Annotated in this window: 16 protein-coding genes; 10 read left to right on the top strand and 6 right to left on the bottom strand. The window is 71.5% G+C overall.

The window, feature by feature from the left end:
- Complete coding sequence (locus tag ACQCO7_RS31320; protein ID WP_464074940.1) at positions 1 to 1,251, bottom strand: polyamine ABC transporter substrate-binding protein; 1,251 nt, start codon at positions 1,249 to 1,251, stop codon at positions 1 to 3.
- Between the two features lie 59 nt (positions 1,252 to 1,310).
- Positions 1,311 to 2,831 carry a gamma-aminobutyraldehyde dehydrogenase gene (locus ACQCO7_RS31315; protein ID WP_464074939.1) on the bottom strand — a complete coding sequence of 507 codons (1,521 nt, stop codon included), beginning with the start codon at positions 2,829 to 2,831 and terminating at the stop codon, positions 1,311 to 1,313.
- Between the two features lie 244 nt (positions 2,832 to 3,075).
- Here ACQCO7_RS31315 and ACQCO7_RS31310 point away from each other — a divergent pair, with 244 nt between their 5' ends.
- Positions 3,076 to 3,633, top strand: coding sequence for an NADAR family protein (locus ACQCO7_RS31310; RefSeq protein WP_464074938.1), 558 nt, complete (start codon positions 3,076 to 3,078; stop codon positions 3,631 to 3,633).
- Between the two features lie 245 nt (positions 3,634 to 3,878).
- On the opposite strand, the gene ACQCO7_RS31305 is transcribed toward ACQCO7_RS31310, so the two are convergent.
- Positions 3,879 to 4,193, bottom strand: a complete 315-nt coding sequence (locus tag ACQCO7_RS31305) for a DUF4190 domain-containing protein (protein ID WP_464074937.1) — start codon at positions 4,191 to 4,193, stop codon at positions 3,879 to 3,881.
- Between the two features lie 349 nt (positions 4,194 to 4,542).
- On the opposite strand from ACQCO7_RS31305, the gene ACQCO7_RS31300 reads away from it, so the two are divergent.
- The 4 genes from ACQCO7_RS31300 to ACQCO7_RS31285 all read left to right on the top strand — a co-directional run bounded on the left by ACQCO7_RS31300 (position 4,543) and on the right by ACQCO7_RS31285 (position 7,765).
- On the top strand, positions 4,543 to 4,917 hold the full coding sequence (locus ACQCO7_RS31300; RefSeq protein WP_464074936.1) for a hypothetical protein: 375 nt from the start codon (positions 4,543 to 4,545) through the stop codon (positions 4,915 to 4,917).
- 526 nt (positions 4,918 to 5,443) lie between these two features.
- Positions 5,444 to 6,496 (top strand): adenosine deaminase, encoded by a 1,053-nt coding sequence (locus ACQCO7_RS31295; protein ID WP_464074935.1) that lies wholly within the window; start codon positions 5,444 to 5,446, stop codon positions 6,494 to 6,496.
- A gap of 238 nt (positions 6,497 to 6,734) precedes the next feature.
- Positions 6,735 to 7,454, top strand: a complete 720-nt coding sequence (locus ACQCO7_RS31290; RefSeq protein WP_464074934.1) for a glycerophosphodiester phosphodiesterase — start codon at positions 6,735 to 6,737, stop codon at positions 7,452 to 7,454.
- Between the two features lie 77 nt (positions 7,455 to 7,531).
- Positions 7,532 to 7,765 carry a winged helix-turn-helix transcriptional regulator gene (locus ACQCO7_RS31285; RefSeq protein WP_464074933.1) on the top strand — a complete coding sequence of 78 codons (234 nt, stop codon included), beginning with the start codon at positions 7,532 to 7,534 and terminating at the stop codon, positions 7,763 to 7,765.
- Here ACQCO7_RS31285 and ACQCO7_RS31280 read toward each other — a convergent pair.
- On the bottom strand, positions 7,747 to 9,432 hold the full coding sequence (locus tag ACQCO7_RS31280; protein ID WP_464077329.1) for an RNA polymerase sigma factor: 1,686 nt from the start codon (positions 9,430 to 9,432) through the stop codon (positions 7,747 to 7,749). The two genes, ACQCO7_RS31285 and ACQCO7_RS31280, sit on opposite strands and share 19 nt — an antisense overlap.
- Positions 9,433 to 9,765: 333 nt before the next feature.
- Between ACQCO7_RS31280 and ACQCO7_RS31275 the strand changes: the two genes are divergently transcribed.
- The 5 genes from ACQCO7_RS31275 (at position 9,766) to ACQCO7_RS31255 (ending at position 14,874) form a co-directional block, all read left to right on the top strand.
- Positions 9,766 to 10,980 (top strand): serine hydrolase domain-containing protein, encoded by a 1,215-nt coding sequence (locus tag ACQCO7_RS31275; RefSeq protein ID WP_464074932.1) that lies wholly within the window; start codon positions 9,766 to 9,768, stop codon positions 10,978 to 10,980.
- Positions 10,981 to 11,097: 117 nt separating this feature from the next.
- A complete protein-coding gene (locus ACQCO7_RS31270; protein WP_464074931.1) occupies positions 11,098 to 12,009 on the top strand; it encodes a hypothetical protein in 912 nt (303 codons plus the stop codon).
- A 164-nt stretch (positions 12,010 to 12,173) separates the two neighbouring features.
- Positions 12,174 to 12,878 carry an LAETG motif-containing sortase-dependent surface protein gene (locus tag ACQCO7_RS31265; RefSeq protein WP_464074930.1) on the top strand — a complete coding sequence of 235 codons (705 nt, stop codon included), beginning with the start codon at positions 12,174 to 12,176 and terminating at the stop codon, positions 12,876 to 12,878.
- Positions 12,879 to 13,055: 177 nt separating this feature from the next.
- Positions 13,056 to 13,934, top strand: a complete 879-nt coding sequence (locus ACQCO7_RS31260; protein ID WP_464074929.1) for an SIR2 family NAD-dependent protein deacylase — start codon at positions 13,056 to 13,058, stop codon at positions 13,932 to 13,934.
- A 1-nt stretch (position 13,935) separates the two neighbouring features.
- Entirely contained in the window at positions 13,936 to 14,874 is a 939-nt protein-coding gene (locus ACQCO7_RS31255; RefSeq protein ID WP_464074928.1) for a protein-ADP-ribose hydrolase, read from the top strand.
- Positions 14,875 to 15,004: 130 nt separating this feature from the next.
- Here ACQCO7_RS31255 and ACQCO7_RS31250 read toward each other — a convergent pair whose 3' ends face one another.
- Positions 15,005 to 17,410, bottom strand: a complete 2,406-nt coding sequence (locus ACQCO7_RS31250) for an MMPL family transporter (RefSeq protein WP_464074927.1) — start codon at positions 17,408 to 17,410, stop codon at positions 15,005 to 15,007.
- Positions 17,411 to 17,552: 142 nt separating this feature from the next.
- The gene (locus ACQCO7_RS31245; protein WP_464074926.1) at positions 17,553 to 18,452 is read right to left on the bottom strand and encodes an SGNH/GDSL hydrolase family protein; all 900 of its coding nucleotides are present in this window, start codon (positions 18,450 to 18,452) and stop codon (positions 17,553 to 17,555) included.
- Positions 18,453 to 18,482: the final 30 nt, after the last annotated feature.

Here is an 18,482-nt window from a genome sequence, read left to right as displayed (position 1 = left end):
TCACGCCCCAGTGAGCTTCGCGAACTTCGCTTCGAATGCGGTCTCCTCGCTCGCGCTCAGCGAGCGGAAGGAGTGCGACTTGGCCTGCATCGCCTTGTCCGGGATGATCAGCGGATTGTCCGCCGCGTCCGGGTCGATCTTCGCCAGGGCGTCCTTGACGCCGTCCACCGGACAGACGTAGTTGATGTACGCGGCGAGCTGCGCCGCCGGTCCGGGCTCGTAGTAGTAGTCCATGAGCCGTTCGGCGTTCGTCTTGTGGCGCGCCTTGTTGGGGATCAGCAGGTTGTCGCTGGACGTCATGTAGCCGCTGTCGGGGATGACGAAATCGACGTCCGGGCTGTCCGCCTTCAGCTGGACGACGTCCCCCGCCCACGCGATGCACGCGGCGAGGTCGCCCTTGGTGAGGTCGGCGGTGTAGTCGTTGCCGGTGAAGCGGCGGATCTGGCCGTTGTCGACGCCCTTCTGGAGGCGCGCGATCGCCGCGTCGTAGTCGTCCGCCGTGAACGTCGCCGGGTCCTTGCCCAGGTCCAGGAGGGTCATGCCGACGCTGTCGCGCATCTCCGTGAGGAAGCCGACCTTGCCCTTCAGCTTCCGGTTGTCGAGGAGGTCGGAGACCGACTTCACCTCGACGCCGTCGAGCGCCTTCTTGTTGAACGCGATGACCGTCGAGATGCCCTGCCAGGGGTACGAGTACGCCCGTCCCGGGTCCCAGTCGGGGGTGCGGAACTGTGCGGACAGGTTGGCGAAGGCGTGCGGCAGGTTGGACGCGTCCAGTTTCTGGACCCACCCCAGGCGGATCAGGCGCGCGGCGAGCCAGTCGGTGAGGACGATCAGGTCGCGGCCGGTGTCCTGGCCGGCGGCGAGCTGCGGCTTGATCTTGCCGAAGAACTCGCCGTTGTCGTTGATGTCCTCGGTGTACCGGACGGATATCCCGGTGCGTTTGGTGAACGCGTCGAGCGAGGGATGGCGTTTCCCGCTGCCGTCGACGTCCATGTACTCGGTCCAGTTGGAGAAGGTGACGGTCTTCTCCTTCGCCGAGCGGTCGTCGGCGGACGTGCCGCCCGCGCTCTTCCCCGCGGCCGGGATGCCGCAGGCGCTCAGCGTCCCGAGGCCGGCCAGGGCCAGCGCGCCGCCTGTCGAGGCGCGCAGCAGCGAGCGCCGGGTCAGCGCGGCCCGGCCGGTGCGCAGGCTGCGCCTCATGGCCGCGAGCTGGGCCGGTGACAGGCGGTCGTCGGGCTCGTACTGCTCCATGCGCGTGCTGCCCCTTCCGGACGGACGACGGTCGACTCGGCGGCTTTCCGGCCGCCCGCTCAGCTGCCTTCTCGGCTCCCCGTGAACACCGTGCGGTGCCAGGGTTTGCGGGCCGCCGCCGTGTTGTCGAACATGACGTGCTTGATCTGGGTGTACTCCTCGAACGAGTACGGTGACATGTCCTTGCCGTAACCCGACTGCCGGTGTCCCCCGTGCGGCATCTCACTGACGATCGGGATGTGGTCGTTGACCCACACGCACCCCGCGCGCAGCTCCCTGGTGGCCCTGTTCGCGCGGAACACGTCCCGGGTCCACACGGACGCCGCGAGGCCGTACGGGGTGTCGTTCGCGAGCCGGATGCCCTCGTCGTCGCTGTCGAAGGGGAGGACCACCAGGACGGGGCCGAAGATCTCGGACCGGACGATCTCGCTGTCCTGCGGGGCGTCCGCGATCAGGGTGGGGAGATAGTACGCGCCGTCCCTGTCCTTCGGGCAGGCCCCTCCGGTGACCACCCGCGCGTACGCACGCGCGCGGTCGACGAAACCCGCGACCCGGTCGCGGTGCGCGCGCGTGATCAGCGGGCCGAGGTCCGTGCCGTCCGCGAAGGGGTCGCCGAGGCGGACGCTCTCCATCAGGGCGGCCGTCCGCTCCACGAACGCGTCGTACAGCGGCCTCTGTACGTACGCGCGCGTGGCGGCCGTGCAGTCCTGGCCGGCGTTGATCAGCGCGCCCGCGACGGCGCCGTTCGCGGCGGCCTCCAGGTCGGCGTCGTCGTGCACCACGAACGGGGCCTTTCCGCCGAGTTCCAGGTGCACGCGCTTGACCGTCTCCGACGCGACCCGCGCGATGTGCTTGCCCACGGCCGTCGAGCCCGTGAACGACGTCATCGCCACATCCGGGTGCGCGACGAGGTGTTCGCCCGCCTCGGCCCCTGTGCCGCTGACGACGTTCACGACGCCGTCCGGGATGCCCGCGTCCGTCGCCGCCTGCGCGAACATCAGCGCGGTCAGGGGCGTCAGTTCCGAGGGCTTCAGCACGATCGTGTTGCCCGCCGCTATCGCCGGGAGGATCTTCCACGCGGCCATCTGGAGGGGGTAGTTCCAGGGGGCGATCGAGCCGACCACGCCGATCGGCTCCCTGCGCACGTACGACGTGTGGTCCGCCGAGTACTCCCCCGCCGACTGGCCCTGCAAGTGGCGTGCCGCGCCGGCGAAGTACGCCGTGTTGTCGATCGTGCCGGGGACGTCGAACTCGCGCGTCAGCCGCAGGGGTTTGCCGCACTGGAGGGACTCCGCCCGCGCGAGGTGCTCCGCACGGTCGGCGAGGGTGTCCGCGAGGCGGTGCAGGGCGTCCGAGCGGTCTGCGGGGGTGGCGGTGGACCAGGCGGGGAAGGCGGCGTGCGCTGCGGCGACGGCCTCGTCCACGTCCTTCGTGGAGGCCAGGGCGTAGGTGAGGACGGGGGTGTTCGTCGCCGGGTCGGTGATCGTGTGGGGGGTGGGGGAGGTGCCTGGGGTGAGGCGGCCCGCGATGTACTGGGCACCCTGAGCGAAACGTTCCAGCTCGGGCGAGTTGTCTCGCATGCCGCGCACCTCCGTCTTCGCCCCTGTCTCGGTGTTCGACATGAGGGCGTGGCTCTGATCGGATTTGAGTGCCGATCCTGACAGAGGTGCGGTGCTCCAACAAGTGATTCCGTTGTTGCCATTTGGTTACGCGACGGAATCTGTCGAGAGGGTGGGTGGAGGTGAGGGGAAATGGGGGTGGGGTTGTCAGTGGTGGCTGCGATGCTTTGGGTACGGAGAGCGAGGGGGCGAGGAGGGGGTTGGTGTGGAGAAGATCGATTCGCGGGAGGCGCTCGTGCGGGTCGTCCGGGCGGGGGGCAAGGTCAAGTACCTGCACTTCTGGGGGCATCGGCCGAGTGCCGACGGGCGGATCGGGGCCGGGTGCCTCAGCCAGTGGTGGGAGTCGCCGTTCACCGTGGACGGGGTGGACTACGCGACCGCCGAGCACTGGATGATGGCCGAGAAGGCCCGCCTCTTCGGAGACACGGAGGCGGAGAGCGCCGTCCTCGCCGCCGGGCACCCGTCCGTCGCGAAGAACGCCGGGCGGGTCGTGCGGGGGTTCGACGAGGACGTGTGGGCGCGGGAGCGGTTCCGGATCGTCGTCGAGGGGAGCGTGCACAAGTTCCGGAGCGACCCTGCCTTGCGGGATTTCCTGGTCGGCACGGGGGAGCGGGTGCTGGTGGAGGCGAGTCCCTTGGACCGGGTCTGGGGGATCGGGCTCGCTGCTCGGGATGCGGGGGCGGAGAATCCTGAGCGGTGGCGGGGGCTGAATCTGCTGGGGTTCGCGTTGATGGAGGCTCGGGGGAGGGTTCGGGTGGGGTGAGGGGGGGGTGGGGGCTGCTGAAGTGGGGATGTCGTACGTCTTGGTGGTGTGGGGCGAGATCTTCTTCCCGGTCGCACGCGTACGCGCCTCCCGGCTACGGCAGCGCACCTCGACACCCAGGACTCACGCAGCCGCTAGGACGCCCGGCCACCAGCTCGGCGGGCGGGTTTACGTGCGGCGTTCAGCGGTGCCCGTCCCGGGAGTGTTCGTCTCTGGGGCGTGCGCGGGGCTGCCCCCCGGTCTCGTCAGGTCGCGATGACCACCACTGCCAAGCCCAGCGACAGCAACGTCCCCGCGACTCCGCAGATGATGCCCGCCAGCGCCTGGCCGCCGTTCGTCGCCTCGCCTCTGGCCGCTTTGCGGCGGCCGAGGATGCCGAGTACGACACCCAGAATGCCGAGCACGAACGCCACCGGCCACAGGCAGAAGCCCAGGGCCGCGAGGATGCCGGTGATCATGGCGGAAGTACCCAGGCCGTTGCTGGGGGGTGTGCCGGGCCAGCCGTAATAGGGCGGGGTGGTGGGGAAGCCGCCAGGATGAGGGACGCCGGGAGTGTGCATTCCTGGGCCGGGCATTCCTGGGCCTGCCATTCCGACGCCCGGCATTCCGGGGACCTGCGGACCGGGGAACGGTGCACCCTGCGCCGGCGGAGTGCCGTAGGGCACGGGGTAGGCGTAGGCGGCCGGGTAGCCGTAGGGGGTCGGGCCTGGACCGTCCGGAGCGATGGGAGGTGGAGGGACGTGACCGGTGGAGGACTGAGGTGTGGGTGGGGCGAAGGAGTTGAGGGGTGAGTAGGGGCCGGGGGGCTGGGCGAAGGGCGGGGTGTAGGCGGGCGGAACGTTGGCGGGTGGGACGTTGGCAGGCGGGGCCGCGAAGGGGTCGGGCCACGGCTGAGGGGTCGGGGCGGAAGTGACCGTCCGGTGGTCGTGCGAGGAGGGGGCCGGGGGCTGGTCGTCGGGCGGGGGCGCCGTGTCGTGGGCGGGGGTTGCGGCAGCGTCGTACGCGGGGGTCCCGGGGCCGTCGTACACCGTGGGCGTCGGCAAAGGCTTCGTCTCCGGCGTCGTAGCGCCCCGCTCCTCCACCACCGGCGGTGGGCCGAGGGGGACGCCCGAGCCGAACGTGCCCTCGGCGGGCGGCGCCCAGGGGACGGACGGGGGTGTCGCGCCGTCCGGTATCGCGGCACCCGGCGGGGGTGTCGCCACGTCCGGCGCACCGGCGTCGGCCGGAGGTGTCACGGCCTCCGCCGGAGGCGCCCACGGGCCGGGCCCCGGAACCCTGTCCTGAACCCCGCCGTCCTCGGGACCGGCGTCGTCGCGCGGCCCGCCGGAATGCGCCTCTTCGGGCACAGGCCAAGCCACCGCAGGCACCGCCTCCCCGGACCGACCGCCCGCAGTCACCGAACCTCCGGACGCCGAGCCCGCGCCCTCGGCCACCGCACCTCCAGGCACCCCATCCGCAGGCACCCCGTTCCCAGGCCGACCTCCCGCAGTCACCGCATCACCCGCCTCTCCCCCGGCCACGGCGTCCCCAGGCGCCGCACCCTCCACAAGCGCATTCCCTCCAGGCACCGCCCCACCGCTCGCAAGATCCCCGGTCACCCCCTGCTCAGGCACCCCCGTACCCCTTGGAGGCACCTCGTCCCCCCGCCCGTCCCGCGCGCTCTCCGTCATGTCCCCGGCCCCCTCTTTCCCGTCCCGCCCATGCTAAATCGCCCCTCCATCCTCACACTCCCCGCCTAGGATGATCCGGAGCCGATCAGCCGATCACCCGCGCCCGGGGGCTCCCCGGAGGCGCTGTCCCGGAGGGACCCATGAGCAACGCCGTACCCGCCGCCCCCGACCTGCGCGCGTTCATCGCCGGTCTGCCCAAGGCCGAACTCCATGTGCACCACGTGGGCTCCGCGTCGCCGCGGATCGTCGCGGAGCTGGCGGGCCGGTACCCGGACGCGAAGGTACCGACGGACCCGGAGGCACTCGCCGACTACTTCAGCTTCACGGACTTCGCGCACTTCGTGGAGGTGTACCTGTCGGTCGTGGACGTCATCCGCACCCCGGAGGACGTCCGCCTGCTGACCTACGAGGTCGCGCGGGAGCTGGCCCGCCAGCAGGTGCGGTACGCCGAGCTGACGATCACCCCCTTCTCCTCGACCCGGCGCGGCATCGACGCGAAGGCGTTCATGGACGCGATCGAGGACGCGCGCAAGGCCGCGGAGAAGGAGCTCGGCACCGTCCTGCGCTGGTGCTTCGACATTCCGGGCGAGGCGGGGCTCGAATCGGCGGAGGAGACCGTCCGGCTCGCGACGGACGACCGGCTGCGCCCCGAGGGCCTCGTGTCGTTCGGCCTCGGGGGGCCGGAGATCGGGGTGCCCCGGCCGCAGTTCAAGCCGTACTTCGACCGCGCGATCGCCGCGGGCCTGCGCTCGGTGCCGCACGCGGGGGAGACGACGGGACCGGGCACGGTCTGGGACGCCCTGACCTACCTACGTGCTGAACGCATCGGCCACGGCACGAGTTCCGCCCAGGACGAGAAACTTCTCGCCCACCTCGCCGCCGAGCGGATCCCGCTGGAGGTCTGCCCGACCTCGAACATCGCCACGCGCGCGGTCGCCAGCCTCGACGAGCACCCGATCAAGGAGTTCGTGCGCGCGGGCGTGCTGGTCACGATCAACTCGGACGACCCGCCGATGTTCAGCACCGACCTCAACAACGAGTACGCCGTCGCCGCCCGCCTCCTCGACCTCGACGCACGCGGCGTCGCCGACCTCGCGAAGAACGCGGTCGAGGTGTCGTTCCTGGACGAGGCCGGGAAGACGCGGATCAAGGACGAGATCGACACGTATACGGCGGGGTGGCTGGCGCCGTGAGGTGCCGGGGAGCGTGAGCGCTCATGTGATCGGTGCCGGGAGCGGTCTCGTGAACGGTCCCGTGAGCGCTGGTCCCGAGCGGGGGCACGTGAACCATGCCGTGAACGATCCCGTGAGCGTTGCCGTGAACGGTCCCGTGACGCTCACGGGACCCGCCGCCCCCGCCCGTCCGAAAGCCCCCGCCCGCCCCTGCGAGCCCCGCGTGCCCCGAGCCTTCCTCTCCCGTGACAATGGCCGTATGCAGACCCTGACGGCCGTGGCCCACCGCGGCGACCCCTACCGGTTCCGGGAGAACACCCTCGACTCGCTGCGTTCCGCGCTGTCGCGTGGCGCGGACGCGGTCGAGATCGACGTACGGCTGACCAGGGACGGCGTTCCGGTCCTGCTGCACGACGAGACGCTGAGCCGGCTCTGGGGGGTCGACCGGCCGCTGGGGTCGCTGTCGGTGGCGGAGGTGCGGGGCATGACGGAGGGCGGCGTGCCGACGCTGGTGGAGGCGCTCGCCGCGACGGAGGGCGCCCGGGTGATGGTCGACCTGCCGGGGACCCGGGACGTGCGGGTCGCGCGGCGGGTCGTGGACGCGGTCCGCGAGGCCGGTGCCGCCGACCGTGTCTACTACTGCGCCGACGCCCGGGCGATGCTCGCGGTGCGCGGCGCCGACGCGTCCGCCGAGATCGCCCTCACGCACACCTCGCTCGCGCCGGTCCGCCCGACCCTGCTCGCCGCGATCGGCCCCCGCTGGCTCAACTACCGCTTCTCACTGGTCGATCGCCCCCTCGCCGAACGTGTCCACCGGGGCGGCCACCTCCTCTCGGTCTGGACCCCCGACACGGCCCGCTCCCTGCGCCGCCTGATCGACCTGGGGGTCGACTCGATCACGACCAACAGGATCGACCTGCTGCACGGGTTGAGGGGCGGGGAGCAGCAAGTCGCGGGAGGGGACGGCGACTTGGCCTGAGTCCCCCCACGCGTACGGCACCGGCGGCGCGATCGCCTGCGCGTCCGCCCCCTCCCCCACCCAGAGCCGGATCAGCAGTGCGCTACGGCCAACTGCGTGTCCGCATCGGGGGGATCCGCGCGAAGGTCCTCACGGAGGCGTTGCGCAGGCTGGAGTTCAATGGGCTCGCCGTTCGGAACGGCGTCGGCGCGTACGAACTGACGCCGCTGGGGCGGACGTTGCTGCCCGTGCTCGGTGTCCTCGGGGTGTGGGCGGTGGATCACGGGGACGCCGTGCTGGAGGCGCAGGACGTTTACAGGGCGGACCGCTGAGGGACCGTCGCCGGGTCGACTGGGGTGGTTCGGGTGGCGTATTGGGGAACGGGGGTGTCGTCGGACCCGGTGTCGCGGACCATGCCGTAGCGGATGGCGCCCTGCGGCGGGCCGTACCGGATGTCCTTCTCGATCTCCTCGCGGCTGGAGGGGAAGACGGTGATGCCGTAGTCGGCGCCGCGTTCGTTGACGGTGAGGGTGACGGAGCCGTCGAGGTAGAAGTACTCGTTCTGCCACATCTGTTGGGTGCCGTCGGGGAGGACGGTGTAGCCGATGGCGGGGCCGCCCATGCCGGTCGCGTAGCCGTCGGGGGCGCCCGCCATCGGATCGTCCATGCGGCGTCCGCCGGCCGAGGCGACGTGGAACAGCTTGCCTTCGAGGCCGGTCCAACTGGGCATGACCAGCGCGCCCGGTCGGGACTTGGGCGAGATCTGCCAGCGCACGAGGACGTACCCCTGACCGGTCAAGTCCACATGGTCGCCCCGGTGTTGCATGACGGCCTTGGCGCCACCGCTGCTCGTGACGCCGGGCGCGGGACGTCGAGGGAGGCTCCCCGGTGGGGTGTTGGGGTCGGGGGCGCGGTCGACGGCGTCCACGACGCTGCCGTACACCGCCGTCTTCTTCGTGGGGGTGGCGCTCGGACTCGGGGACGGGGAAGGGGAGTTGAGAGGAGTCGGGGTCGTCTCGGCGGTAGGGATCACCGCGGCGTGCTTCGGGGGGTCGTCGGGGGTCTGGACGACGACGTACGCGCCGCCCGCCACCAGCGTCGCGCCCGCGGCCATCGCGACGGCCGGTTTCGTGAGCGCTCCCACGACCTTCGCGGACCACCCGACTCCGGTCGCGGCAACGGCCGTTTTGCCGCCGAGGGCGAGGGAGAGGGTGAAGCCGACCGGGACGGGGACGAGGGCGATGCCGACGAGGAGGCGTTCGGCGGGGACGACGGGTTCGCGGGTGTCGCCGCAGTAGGCGCAGCCCCGGATGTGCCGGGCGAGGCGTTTGCGCCAGACGGAGTCGGGGCGGCCGTGCCAACGGGCGGTCAGGCCACGGAGGTTGGGGCAGGCACCGGCCAGGGCGCGGACGATTCCCCGGGAGATCTCCAGGCGTTCCTTCACGCGCTGGACGCGTACGGCCGCGTGCTGGCGGCTGATGCCCACGGCGGCGGCGAGTTCGCGCCGGGTGAGGTCGCCGGAGACCTCCAGCCACCACAGGGACAGGAGTTGGCGGTCCTCCGCGTCCAACCAGGGGACGGCCTCGGCGACTTCCTTGCGCTGCCCCTCCAACTGGAGTCTGAGGACCGTGAGTTCGGCGAAGTCCGCGCTGTCGTGCGGGTCGTTCTCGTCGAGGCGCTGGGGCGGGGTGCGGCGGCGGGCCCGGTCGCGGATCTGGCGCATGGCGATCGCGACGAGCCACGAGCGGAAGCTGTCCGGGTCGCGCAGGGCGCCGAGGTTGCCGACGGCCCTCAGCATCGTCTCCTGCACGACGTCGTCGACGTCCGCGTGCCCGTTCAGCGCCCTGCCGACGATGTTGTAGACGAGCGGCAGCCAGCCCTGGACCAGCTCGTCCAGCGCCCGCCGGTCACCGGCCTGCGCGGCGGCGATCACGCCGGACCAGTCACCGCCGGCGCACCCTACCGCACCGCCGCGCCGGGCTCGACCGTCCGCTTCCATTCTCATACCAGCACCTTTTCAGCCGGGGGCGGGCTGTTGGCAATGTCGGGGATCACAGGCGGGGACGGGGCGAGGGAGGCGGGGATAACACTTTTCGGGTGAGGGCCGGGGTGCCGTAGCCGGTCTGTCGTCCTTCTGACCTAGCTCGTTCGGGTGCGCGATGACCTGTCCGGTCGGCCCCCAGGGGCGAACCCCTAGGAAATCGTGGGGTGTTGGTGCGGCCGGGGTCCGGGTTTCCTGCGGGGCAGGACTGGCCGTTCGGCCGATACGGAGGAGTGCCTCCGAGTCGGACGATGGTCGCGTCACCTTCGTCGCCTCACCCCGGGAGTGTTCATGCGCCTTCGTCGCCGTACGACCGTCCTCGCGGCCTCGCTCGCCCTCGCACTGGCCGCCGGTCCGCTCGCGGCACCGGTCTTCGCGGCAGAGCGGCCGAGTGACGGATCAGCTGCGGGGACGGCTGGCGGGTCGGCCAGCGGGTCCGCCAAGGGGTCGGTCGGCGTCCAGCTCCCAGCCTCTCCCCCGGACGCCGCAGCCCTGAGCGCCGCAATAGCCGGGCTGCCCAACGGCGACGCGACCTCCGCGCTGGTCCGGGTCGGCGGGACGGCCGGAGTATGGCGGGGCAGTTCGGGGGTGCACGACATGGAGAGCGGAACGCCGGCCGATCCGGGGGCACGGTTCCGGGCCGGGTCCGTGACGAAGGTCGTGACGGCGGCGACGGTGCTGCGGCTCGCGGCGGAGGGGAAGGTGGACCTCGGGACGCCGGTCCAGCGGTATCTGCCGGGGCTGCTGAGCCGGGAGTTCCGGCCGATCACCGTACGGCAGTTGCTCGATCACACGTCCGGGATCCAGCCGGGGGACGAGCTGGGGGGCACGTTCGAGGAGCAGTACGCCCACCGCTACGACACGCTGCCCCCCCGGCAGGTCGTGGCCTCGGCGGTGGCGAAGGGGCCCGAGTTCCGTCCCGGTGAGGGCCAGCACTACTCCAACATCGGCTACACGATCCTGGGCCTGCTGATAGAGAAGGTCACCGGCCGCTCGTACGCCGCCGAGGCAACCCGCCTGGTCCTGGCCCCCGCCGGGATGCGCGACACGTACTTCCCGGGCACCGACCCGCGCATCTCGGGCCCGCACAACCACGGCTACCAAGCGGTGAAGAAAGCCGACGGCACGACGGAACTCGTCGACGTCACGGAGTGGAACCAGGCGGACCGCGCGGCGGCCGGCGACATGATCTCCACGACCGCCGACCTGGAGCGGCTGATCACGTCCCTGTTCCGGGGCCGGATAGTCCCGCAGCCCCAACTGGAGGAGATGTTCACGGTCCCGGCGGGCATCGAGGGCGCCACCTACACCGCCGGCCTCCAGCGCGGCGAGCTGAACGGCAAGGTCTTCTGGCTCAAGACCGGTTCCCGCCCCGGCTACAGCGCGGTAGCCGGAGCCACCCGCGACCTCTCGCGCACACTCGTCTACTCGATCACCGCGACCGACGCGAAGGGGAAGGACATGAACGCGGTGGCTCAGCGGATCGTCATGGCGGCAGTGCGGTGACCGCGAGGCCCCGCCCGGTGGAGCACCCGGCTTTCCCTATACCCCGCCGGGGTATAGAGTCGAAGTCCCGTACCCCCCTGGGGTATACCACCGGAGAGGCAGAACAGGGAGCCCGCCATGAACCCCCTCCAGAAGATCGGCGCATTCGGTGCCGCGCTCGCCGTGTCGTTCGGGGCCGCGTACGGGGTGGGTGCGCTGGTCGGCCCGTTCGACACCGGCACGGACACGGAGAACGCCGCCCACCGGAGCGAGTCCCACGAGGGCGGCGCACACGAGGACGGCTCGCACGAGGAGTCCGGCGGCCGGAGCACCGCCCCCGTCCCCGCCGGGCTCCAGGTCAGCGAGGGCGGGTACACGCTGGACCTGGAGAGCAAGGCGCTGGTGGCGGACAGGGCCGGCGTGATCAGGTTCGCCGTACGGGGGACGGACGGCAGGCCGGTCACGTCGTACCGGGTCGAGCACGAGAAGGAGCTGCACCTCATCGTGGCCTCGCGGGACCTCACCGAGTACCGGCACCTGCACCCGAGCCGGGCGGCGGACGGGACGTGGAGCACGCCGGTGACGTTGTCGGAGCCGGGGAGCTACCGGGTGTTCGCGGACTTCACGCCGGGCGAGGGGAAGGAGAACCTCACGCTGGGGTCGGATCTGACGGTCGCCGGGGAGTACGCGGCGGAAAAGGTTCCGGCGCAGGCAGAAGTGGTGACCGTCGACGGGTACACCGTCGCGCTGGACGGCGGGCTCGCGGCCGGCGAGGGGAGCGAGTTGAGGTTCACGGTCAGCAAGGAAGGGCGGCCGGTGCGACTGGAGCCGTACCTCGGGGCGAACGGGCATCTCGTCGCGCTGCGGGCCGGGGACCTCGCGTACCTGCATGTGCATCCGCACGACGACAAGAGCGGGGCGACGGAGGTGCGGTTCACTGCGGACGTGCCGAGCACGGGAACGTACCGGCTGTTCCTGGACTTCAAGGCCGACGGGAAGGTGCGCACGGCGGCGTTCACCGCGGGTACGGACCAGCACTCCCACGGATGACCGCGGCATGGCCGTCTTGACCGGTGCTTGAGGGGGCGACGAGTCGTCCATGGGGAGCCGTTGAACCCTTCCTGACCTGCGGCGACAGTAGATTGACAGGGGATTCGGCGGACTTGTAGGACGTGGGGGTCAGGCTCTTCCGCAGGTCTTTCCTAAGGACGTTCGTGTCCCTTCCTCCCCGTGTCCGCGTGCTGCGCGCGACACGTCTCATAGGCGTTCCGGTCGCTGCGGCGGCCCTCTGTCTGGCCGTCGCGGGCAGCGCGTCGGCGTGCGACATCCGTGACTTCTCGGCCTCGGCCGAGTGCGGCGCGGACGGCCACGGCTTCATCCGCGTCACCGACGTGGACCCGACCGGCACCCCGGCCACCGTCTCGGTGCAGGTCAAGCTCTCGATGCCGGACGACCAGTACCGCGACATCGGCAGCAGGACGATCGAGCACTCCTCGGCGCAGGGCACCAGCGTCGACATCCCGGTCGACTGGACGCCGGACTGGACGTACCGGGTCCACGTCAAGGCGGGCGGGTACGTCGACCAGGACATCACGCCGGCGCTGGTGACCCCGTCGAAGGCGTGCCCCGCGTGGTATCCGTCGCCGAGCCCGACCCCGTCGGCCTCGGACTCGCCCTCGCCGTCCCCCTCGCCCTCTTCCTCAACGGCGACCTCAGCGTCCCCGGCACCGACCCCCTCCGCCTCCACCCCGGCCGCCCCCGCGGGCAACGCCCCCACCCCTGCGGGCGGTTCCACCCACCTCGCCGAGACCGGTGCGAGCGACTACACCGTCCCGGCCGCCGGGATCGCCGTCGGCATGATCGCCGTCGGCGCGGGCACGGTCTTCGCGCTGCGCCGCCGCAAGGCCGCCGGCAACTGAGCGTCCCCGTACATGGAAGGCCCGCAGCTCTCTGCGGGCCTTCCGTTCGTTTCCGGTCGGTTTTTGACCAGCGGCAGTCCGAAGTGAACCGGGACGTTCCCTTTCCGCCCCCGTACGTTGGAGCGGAACCCCGGCCCCGGGGACGGCACGCGGTACGGAGACGAGGAAACGGCGGCGATGGTTCGAGGCACCCTCCGAGACACCTTCCGTCGCTGGCTCGACGAGGCCGACGCGGTGCTCGTCGGGGCGGGCGCCGGGCTGAGCGCGGCGGCCGGGTACGACTACGGCGACGCCGACCGCTTCCGCGAGCTGCTGCCCGCGCTGCACCGGCTCGGGCTGCGCTCCCGCTATCTGCTGGGCGTGCCGTTGCCGCCGGACATGATGTGGGGGTACTGGGCCGTCCACATCACCGACATCCGGTACGGCACCGGCGCGAACCCCCTCTACCAGCGGCTCCGCGAACTCGTCGGCGACCGCGACCACTGGGTGACGACCTCCAACGTCGACGGCCTCTTCGCCCGCAACGGCTTCGCCCCCGACCGGATCTTCACCCCGCAGGGCGACTACGGGTTCCTCCAGTGCACGACGCCCTGCACACGCGAGACCTGGCCGAGCGCACCGTTCCTCGAACGGATCCTCGCCGCGTACGACCGCGAGACCGGCCGGGTCCGGGACCCCGGGGCGCTGCCGGTCTGCCCGAACTGCGGCGGCGAGGTCTTCCCCAACGTACGGGTGGGGTCATGGTTCGTGGACGACGCGTTCATGCCCACCGGCGAGCGACTGGCAAAATGGCTGAGCCAATTCCGATTGGCTGAGTGGCTGAGCCACTCAGCCACCGCCCCAACACCCACCCCTCCCCCCACTCTCCTAGCCCTAGAACTCGGCGCCGGCTTCAACACCCCCGGCGTCATCCGCCACCCCCTGGAGAACCTCGTGCGACACACCCCCGGCGCCCGCCTGGTCCGTATCAACCCGGACCACCCCGAGGTCCCCGCCGACCTCGGCGGAAGAGCCCTGTCCGTCCCGGTGCGGGCGGACGATTTCCTGGTGCCCTGAGATGCCGGACTTCCCCCTGACCCCGCCGACGTTCCTCACCCCGCACAGGAAACCGCGAGTCCTCTCCCTCGCCGAGTACCGGACGGACGTCGACCTGGACACCCCGTTCCACCCCACCGCACCCCCCGCCCCGGCGGACCGGCTCGACACGCACGTCCGCAACGCGCTGCGCCTCATGAACGGCGACCCGGCGACAGCACGCCTCGGCCTGGCCCCCGGCTCGCTCCCGGAGTTGCAAGACCCCGCCACCGCACGCCAGGTCCTGCGCGCCCTGCTGACGGTGCGCGACCCCGGCCCCCTCCCCGAGGGCACGAACCACGAACTGGACGCGCTGCTGGGTGGCGAACGCGGGCTGCGGACAACGACGTCCCCCACGGAACTCCCCACCCCCGACGGCCGTACCTCCCTGTGGCGCGGCGACATCACCACCCTCGCCACGGACGCGATCGTGAACGCCGCGAACAGCGGCCTCCTCGGCTGCTTCCGCCCCCTGCACCCCTGCATCGACAACGCGATCCACTCCGCGGCGGGCCCGCGCCTGCGGGACGACTGCAAGGCGGTGTACGACGCGCAGGGCGCCCCCGAACCGACCGGCGTCGCGAAGGTGACGCGGGGCTACCACCTGCCCGCACGGTACGTACTGCACACGGTCGGACCAGTGGTCCAGGGCCGCCCGGCACAGAGCGACGAGGAGGCCCTGGCCTCGTCGTACCGCGCGTGCCTGGACCTCGCGGCCGAGCTGGACGACGTCCGCACGGTCGGCCTGTGCGCGATCAGCACCGGCGTCTTCGGCTACCCGAAGGAGGCGGCGGCCCCGGTGGCGGTCCGCACGGTCACAAAGTGGCTGGACCACCACCCCGGCCGGTTCGACCGGGTCGTGTTCACGGTGTTCGGCGAGGACGACGAGAACGCGTACCGCCGGGTGCTCGGACAGCGCTGACGCGGCAGCTCCTCGGCGGAAGGGGCGGTACGCAGGACGGCCGGGCTCGACATCGTCGTACGGATATCTCCTTGTACGACCACACCGAGCCCGACCCGCGCCGCCGCCGAACCCGCCCCGCACCCCCGTCCTACACCCCCACCGGCTCCTGAACCGGCGTCTCGTCCGCGGCCTTCACCAGCGCCTCCCCCTCGATGTCCACGTTCGGCAGCACCCGGTCGAGCCACTTCGGCAGCCACCACGCCCGGTCCCCCAGCAGCGCGAGGACCGCCGGCACGATCGCCATGCGGACGACGAACGCGTCGAACAGCACCGCCGTGGCAAGCCCGAAGCCGATCATCTTGATCATGGACTCGCTCTCGCCGATGAACCCGGCGAACACGGCGATCATGATGAGCGCGGCGGCGACGACCACGCGGGCGCTGTGCCGGAAGCCGGAGACGACGGCTTCGTGGGCGGAGTCGCCGTGGACGTAGCCCTCGCGCATGCGGGAGACGAGGAACACCTCGTAGTCCATCGCGAGTCCGAAGACGATCCCGACCATGAAGATCGGCATCAGGCTCATGATCGGACCGGTCTGGTCGACGCCGAACAGGCTCGCCGCGTGGCCGTCCTGGAAGACGATGACGACCGCGCCGAGCGCCGCGAGGACGGACAGGAGGAAGCCGAGCGCCGCCTTGAGCGGGACCAGGATCGAGCGGAAGACGACCAGCAGGAGCAGGATCGCGAGGCCGACGACGGTGACGAGGTACGGGATCAGCGCGCCCTGCACCTTGTCGGAGACGTCGATGTTGAGGGCGGTGGTGCCGGTGACCTCGAACTGCGCGCCGGCCACCGACTCGACGCCGGGCCGCTCCGAGCGGATCGTCTTGACCAGCGCCTTCGTCTTCTCGTCGGTCGGCGCGGTGGCGGGCGTCGCGCTGAACACGGCGGTGTCGCCGGCCTTGTCGAAGCGGGCCGGGGACACCGAGACGATGCCCTCGGTGCCGGCGATCTTCTCGCTGATCGTCGACGCGGCGGCCTTGGCGTCGCCGGTGCCCTTGGCGTCGACGACGATCGTGAGGGGGCCGTTGAACCCCGGTCCGAAGCCGTCGGCGAGCGCGTCGTAGGCCCGCCGCTCGGTGGTGGACGTCGGCTTCGCCTCGTCGCCCGGCATGCCGAGCTGGAGACCGGTCACGGGCAGCGCGAGGGCGCCGAGGCCGATCACGCCGAGGATCATGACGGGAAGGGGGCGACGGAGGACGAAGCGGGCCCAGCGGGTGCCCATGTTGTCGGCAGCGGCAGCGGCAGAAGCGGACGCGGAGACCGGAGTAGCGGTGCGACGACCCGACTTCCCCCGCCCCTTCCACGCCCTAAGCCCCTTACGACCCTTCCGGCCCACCGGCTCGACCTGCCCAGCCTGCCCCGCCTGCCCAGCCAGCCCCGCCGACTCCACGTGCCCCGCCTGCCCAGCTAGCCCCGCCGACTCCACGTGCCCAGCCTGCCCAACCTGCCCCGCCGACTCCACGTGCCCAGCCCGCTCCGCCCGCTTCAACACCGCGTTCGGCCAGAACCCCAGCAACGCCGGCACGACGGTCAACGCGACCAGCACAGCGACAACCACCGCCCCCGCCGCCGCGAGCCCCATCTTCGTCAGCATCGGAATCCCGACGACCGCGAGCCCCGCCAGCGCGATGACCACGGTCAGCCCGGCGAACACCACAGCCGACCCGGCGGTCCCGACGGCCAGCCCCGCCGCCTCGTGCGCGTCCCGCCCCCGGGCCCGCTCCTCCCGGAACCGCGACACGACGAACAGCGCGTAGTCGATCCCGACAGCCAGCCCCAGCATCATCGCCAGCGTCCCGGTACTGCTGGACAGCCCGAAGGCATCCCCGAGCAGCGTGATCGACAGCATCGTGATCGCGACACCGATGAGCGCGGTCAGCAGCGGCAGCCCGGCCGCGGCGAGCGACCCGAACGTGATGAGCAGGACGAGGGCGGCGACGGCGATGCCGATGACCTCGGCGATGCCGCCGGGCCCGCCGCCCGCGTCCATCGCGGAGCCACCCGCCTCGACGGTGAGCCCGGCGTCACGGGCATGGTCGATGGCCTTGTCGAGAGCGGTGTGACTGGCGGCGGAGACATCGTTCGCGGTCACCTTGTAGGTGACGACGGCGTACGCGGTGGACCCGTCCTCGCTGACCGCCTTCGCGGTGAACGGGTCGGCGACACCGGCGACTTGGGAGCCGTCCTTGAGGGAGGCGACGGCCTCCTCGATGGCGTTCCTGTTCTCGGTGGCGGTGACCTTCTGCCCGTCGGGGGCGACGAACACGACCCGTGCGGTGGCGCCGTCGGCCGCCGCGCCCGGGAAGCGCTGCTCCATGAGGTCGAACGCCTTCTGGGACTCGATGCCGGGCATCGAGAACTCTTCGTCGGTGGTGCCGGGGGCCTTCATGGCGCCGAGGCCCACGAAGGCGACGACGGCGGCCCAGATCAGGACGACGTACCAGCGTCGTCGGAAGGCCAGGCGGCCCAGTCGGTGCAGGAAGGTGGCCAAGGCGGTACTCCAGAATCTCGGGTGTCGCCTAAAGCCTCGCTGGGAAGGAGCCCCTTGCGCGTCGTACCGTCGTTCCCACTTCGACCTGCTGAAACCGTGGAAGGTCCTACCGAAACCGTGGTACTTCCGGAATCGGCGCCTCCTACCCGAGTACTACACCGAGGACCGCCGCGGCCATCCCCGCCTCCCCCTTCTCGTTGGGGTGCACCGGCGCGGCGGGCGCCGCCGGCATCAGCGGTTCGATCCAGCGAACTCCCTTGCCCGCACAGGCCCCCAGCCCTTCGGACGGCTTGTACGTGTCGACGTACGACGCCCCCGCCCCCGAAGCCGCCTTCTTCAGCGCGGAGTTGAGCCGCCGCTCCTGTTCCCGCAGGAACGTGACGTCCCCCGGCGCCAGCCCCAACCGCCCGCAGGAGTCCCCCTGTTCGGGGAAGACCGCCGGGTACCCGACGACGTACACCTTCGCCTCGGGAGACCGCCGCCCGACCTCCGCCAGCGCTCCCGCGAGCTTCCCGCCGAGCGCGTCGGTCTTCCGTCCGACCTCGGCGTCGTACTTCTCCCGGCAGGGCGCGCTGTCCCCCTTGGAGCTGAACACGCTCTCCATCTGGTAGCGGACGCCCAGCTTCACGCACTCGGTGATCGTCGTGGCGAATCCGATGTCGTTGCCGCCGATGCCGAGGGTGACCAGCCGGGTCTCCTTCGTCAGGGCGCTGAACTGGGCGGGGTTGCTGCCGTCCTCGGTGTGCTGGGCCGCGGTCAGGTCGTCGATGGTCGCGCCGGTGCAACTGACGTCCGTGAGCGGGACCTTGAGGTGCCGTGCGACGACCGCCGGATAGTTCCGGTCGGACCGCTGGCACCCGGCGGGTACGCCGGCCTGTCCCGGGATCTTCGGCCCGGCGGTGTACGAGTCGCCGAGCGCGACGTACGGCCCCACGACCTCCTCGCCACCACCCCCGCCGCCACCGCGTCCGATCCCCACGACCGTCACCAGCACCGCGCAGGAGAAGGCTCCCGCCAACCCCAGCCGTGTCCGTGTCCTCATATCCGGGTGTCCTGTCTCTCGCCGCCGCCA

It is taken from the genome of Streptomyces saintjeani (assembly GCF_055409605.1).
The sequence above is the reverse complement of the archived record's forward strand: the minus strand, read 5'-3'. Positions and strand labels throughout refer to the sequence as shown.

Bases quoted from the DNA above. Each gene is read 5' to 3' on its own strand.
- ACQCO7_RS31320 (WP_464074940.1), bottom strand. From the start codon at position 1,251: ATGGAGCAGTACGAGCCCGACGACCGCCTGTCACCGGCCCAGCTCGCG.
- ACQCO7_RS31315 (WP_464074939.1), bottom strand. From the start codon at position 2,831: ATGCGAGACAACTCGCCCGAGCTGGAACGTTTCGCTCAGGGTGCCCAG.
- ACQCO7_RS31305 (WP_464074937.1), bottom strand. From the start codon at position 4,193: ATGCACACTCCCGGCGTCCCTCATCCTGGCGGCTTCCCCACCACCCCG.
- ACQCO7_RS31295 (WP_464074935.1), top strand. From the start codon at position 5,444: ATGAGCAACGCCGTACCCGCCGCCCCCGACCTGCGCGCGTTCATCGCC.
- ACQCO7_RS31290 (WP_464074934.1), top strand. From the start codon at position 6,735: ATGCAGACCCTGACGGCCGTGGCCCACCGCGGCGACCCCTACCGGTTC.
- ACQCO7_RS31280 (WP_464077329.1), bottom strand. From the start codon at position 9,432: ATGGAAGCGGACGGTCGAGCCCGGCGCGGCGGTGCGGTAGGGTGCGCC.
- ACQCO7_RS31275 (WP_464074932.1), top strand. From the start codon at position 9,766: ATGCGCCTTCGTCGCCGTACGACCGTCCTCGCGGCCTCGCTCGCCCTC.
- ACQCO7_RS31270 (WP_464074931.1), top strand. From the start codon at position 11,098: ATGAACCCCCTCCAGAAGATCGGCGCATTCGGTGCCGCGCTCGCCGTG.
- ACQCO7_RS31260 (WP_464074929.1), top strand. From the start codon at position 13,056: ATGGTTCGAGGCACCCTCCGAGACACCTTCCGTCGCTGGCTCGACGAG.
- ACQCO7_RS31255 (WP_464074928.1), top strand. From the start codon at position 13,936: ATGCCGGACTTCCCCCTGACCCCGCCGACGTTCCTCACCCCGCACAGG.
- ACQCO7_RS31245 (WP_464074926.1), bottom strand. From the start codon at position 18,452: ATGAGGACACGGACACGGCTGGGGTTGGCGGGAGCCTTCTCCTGCGCG.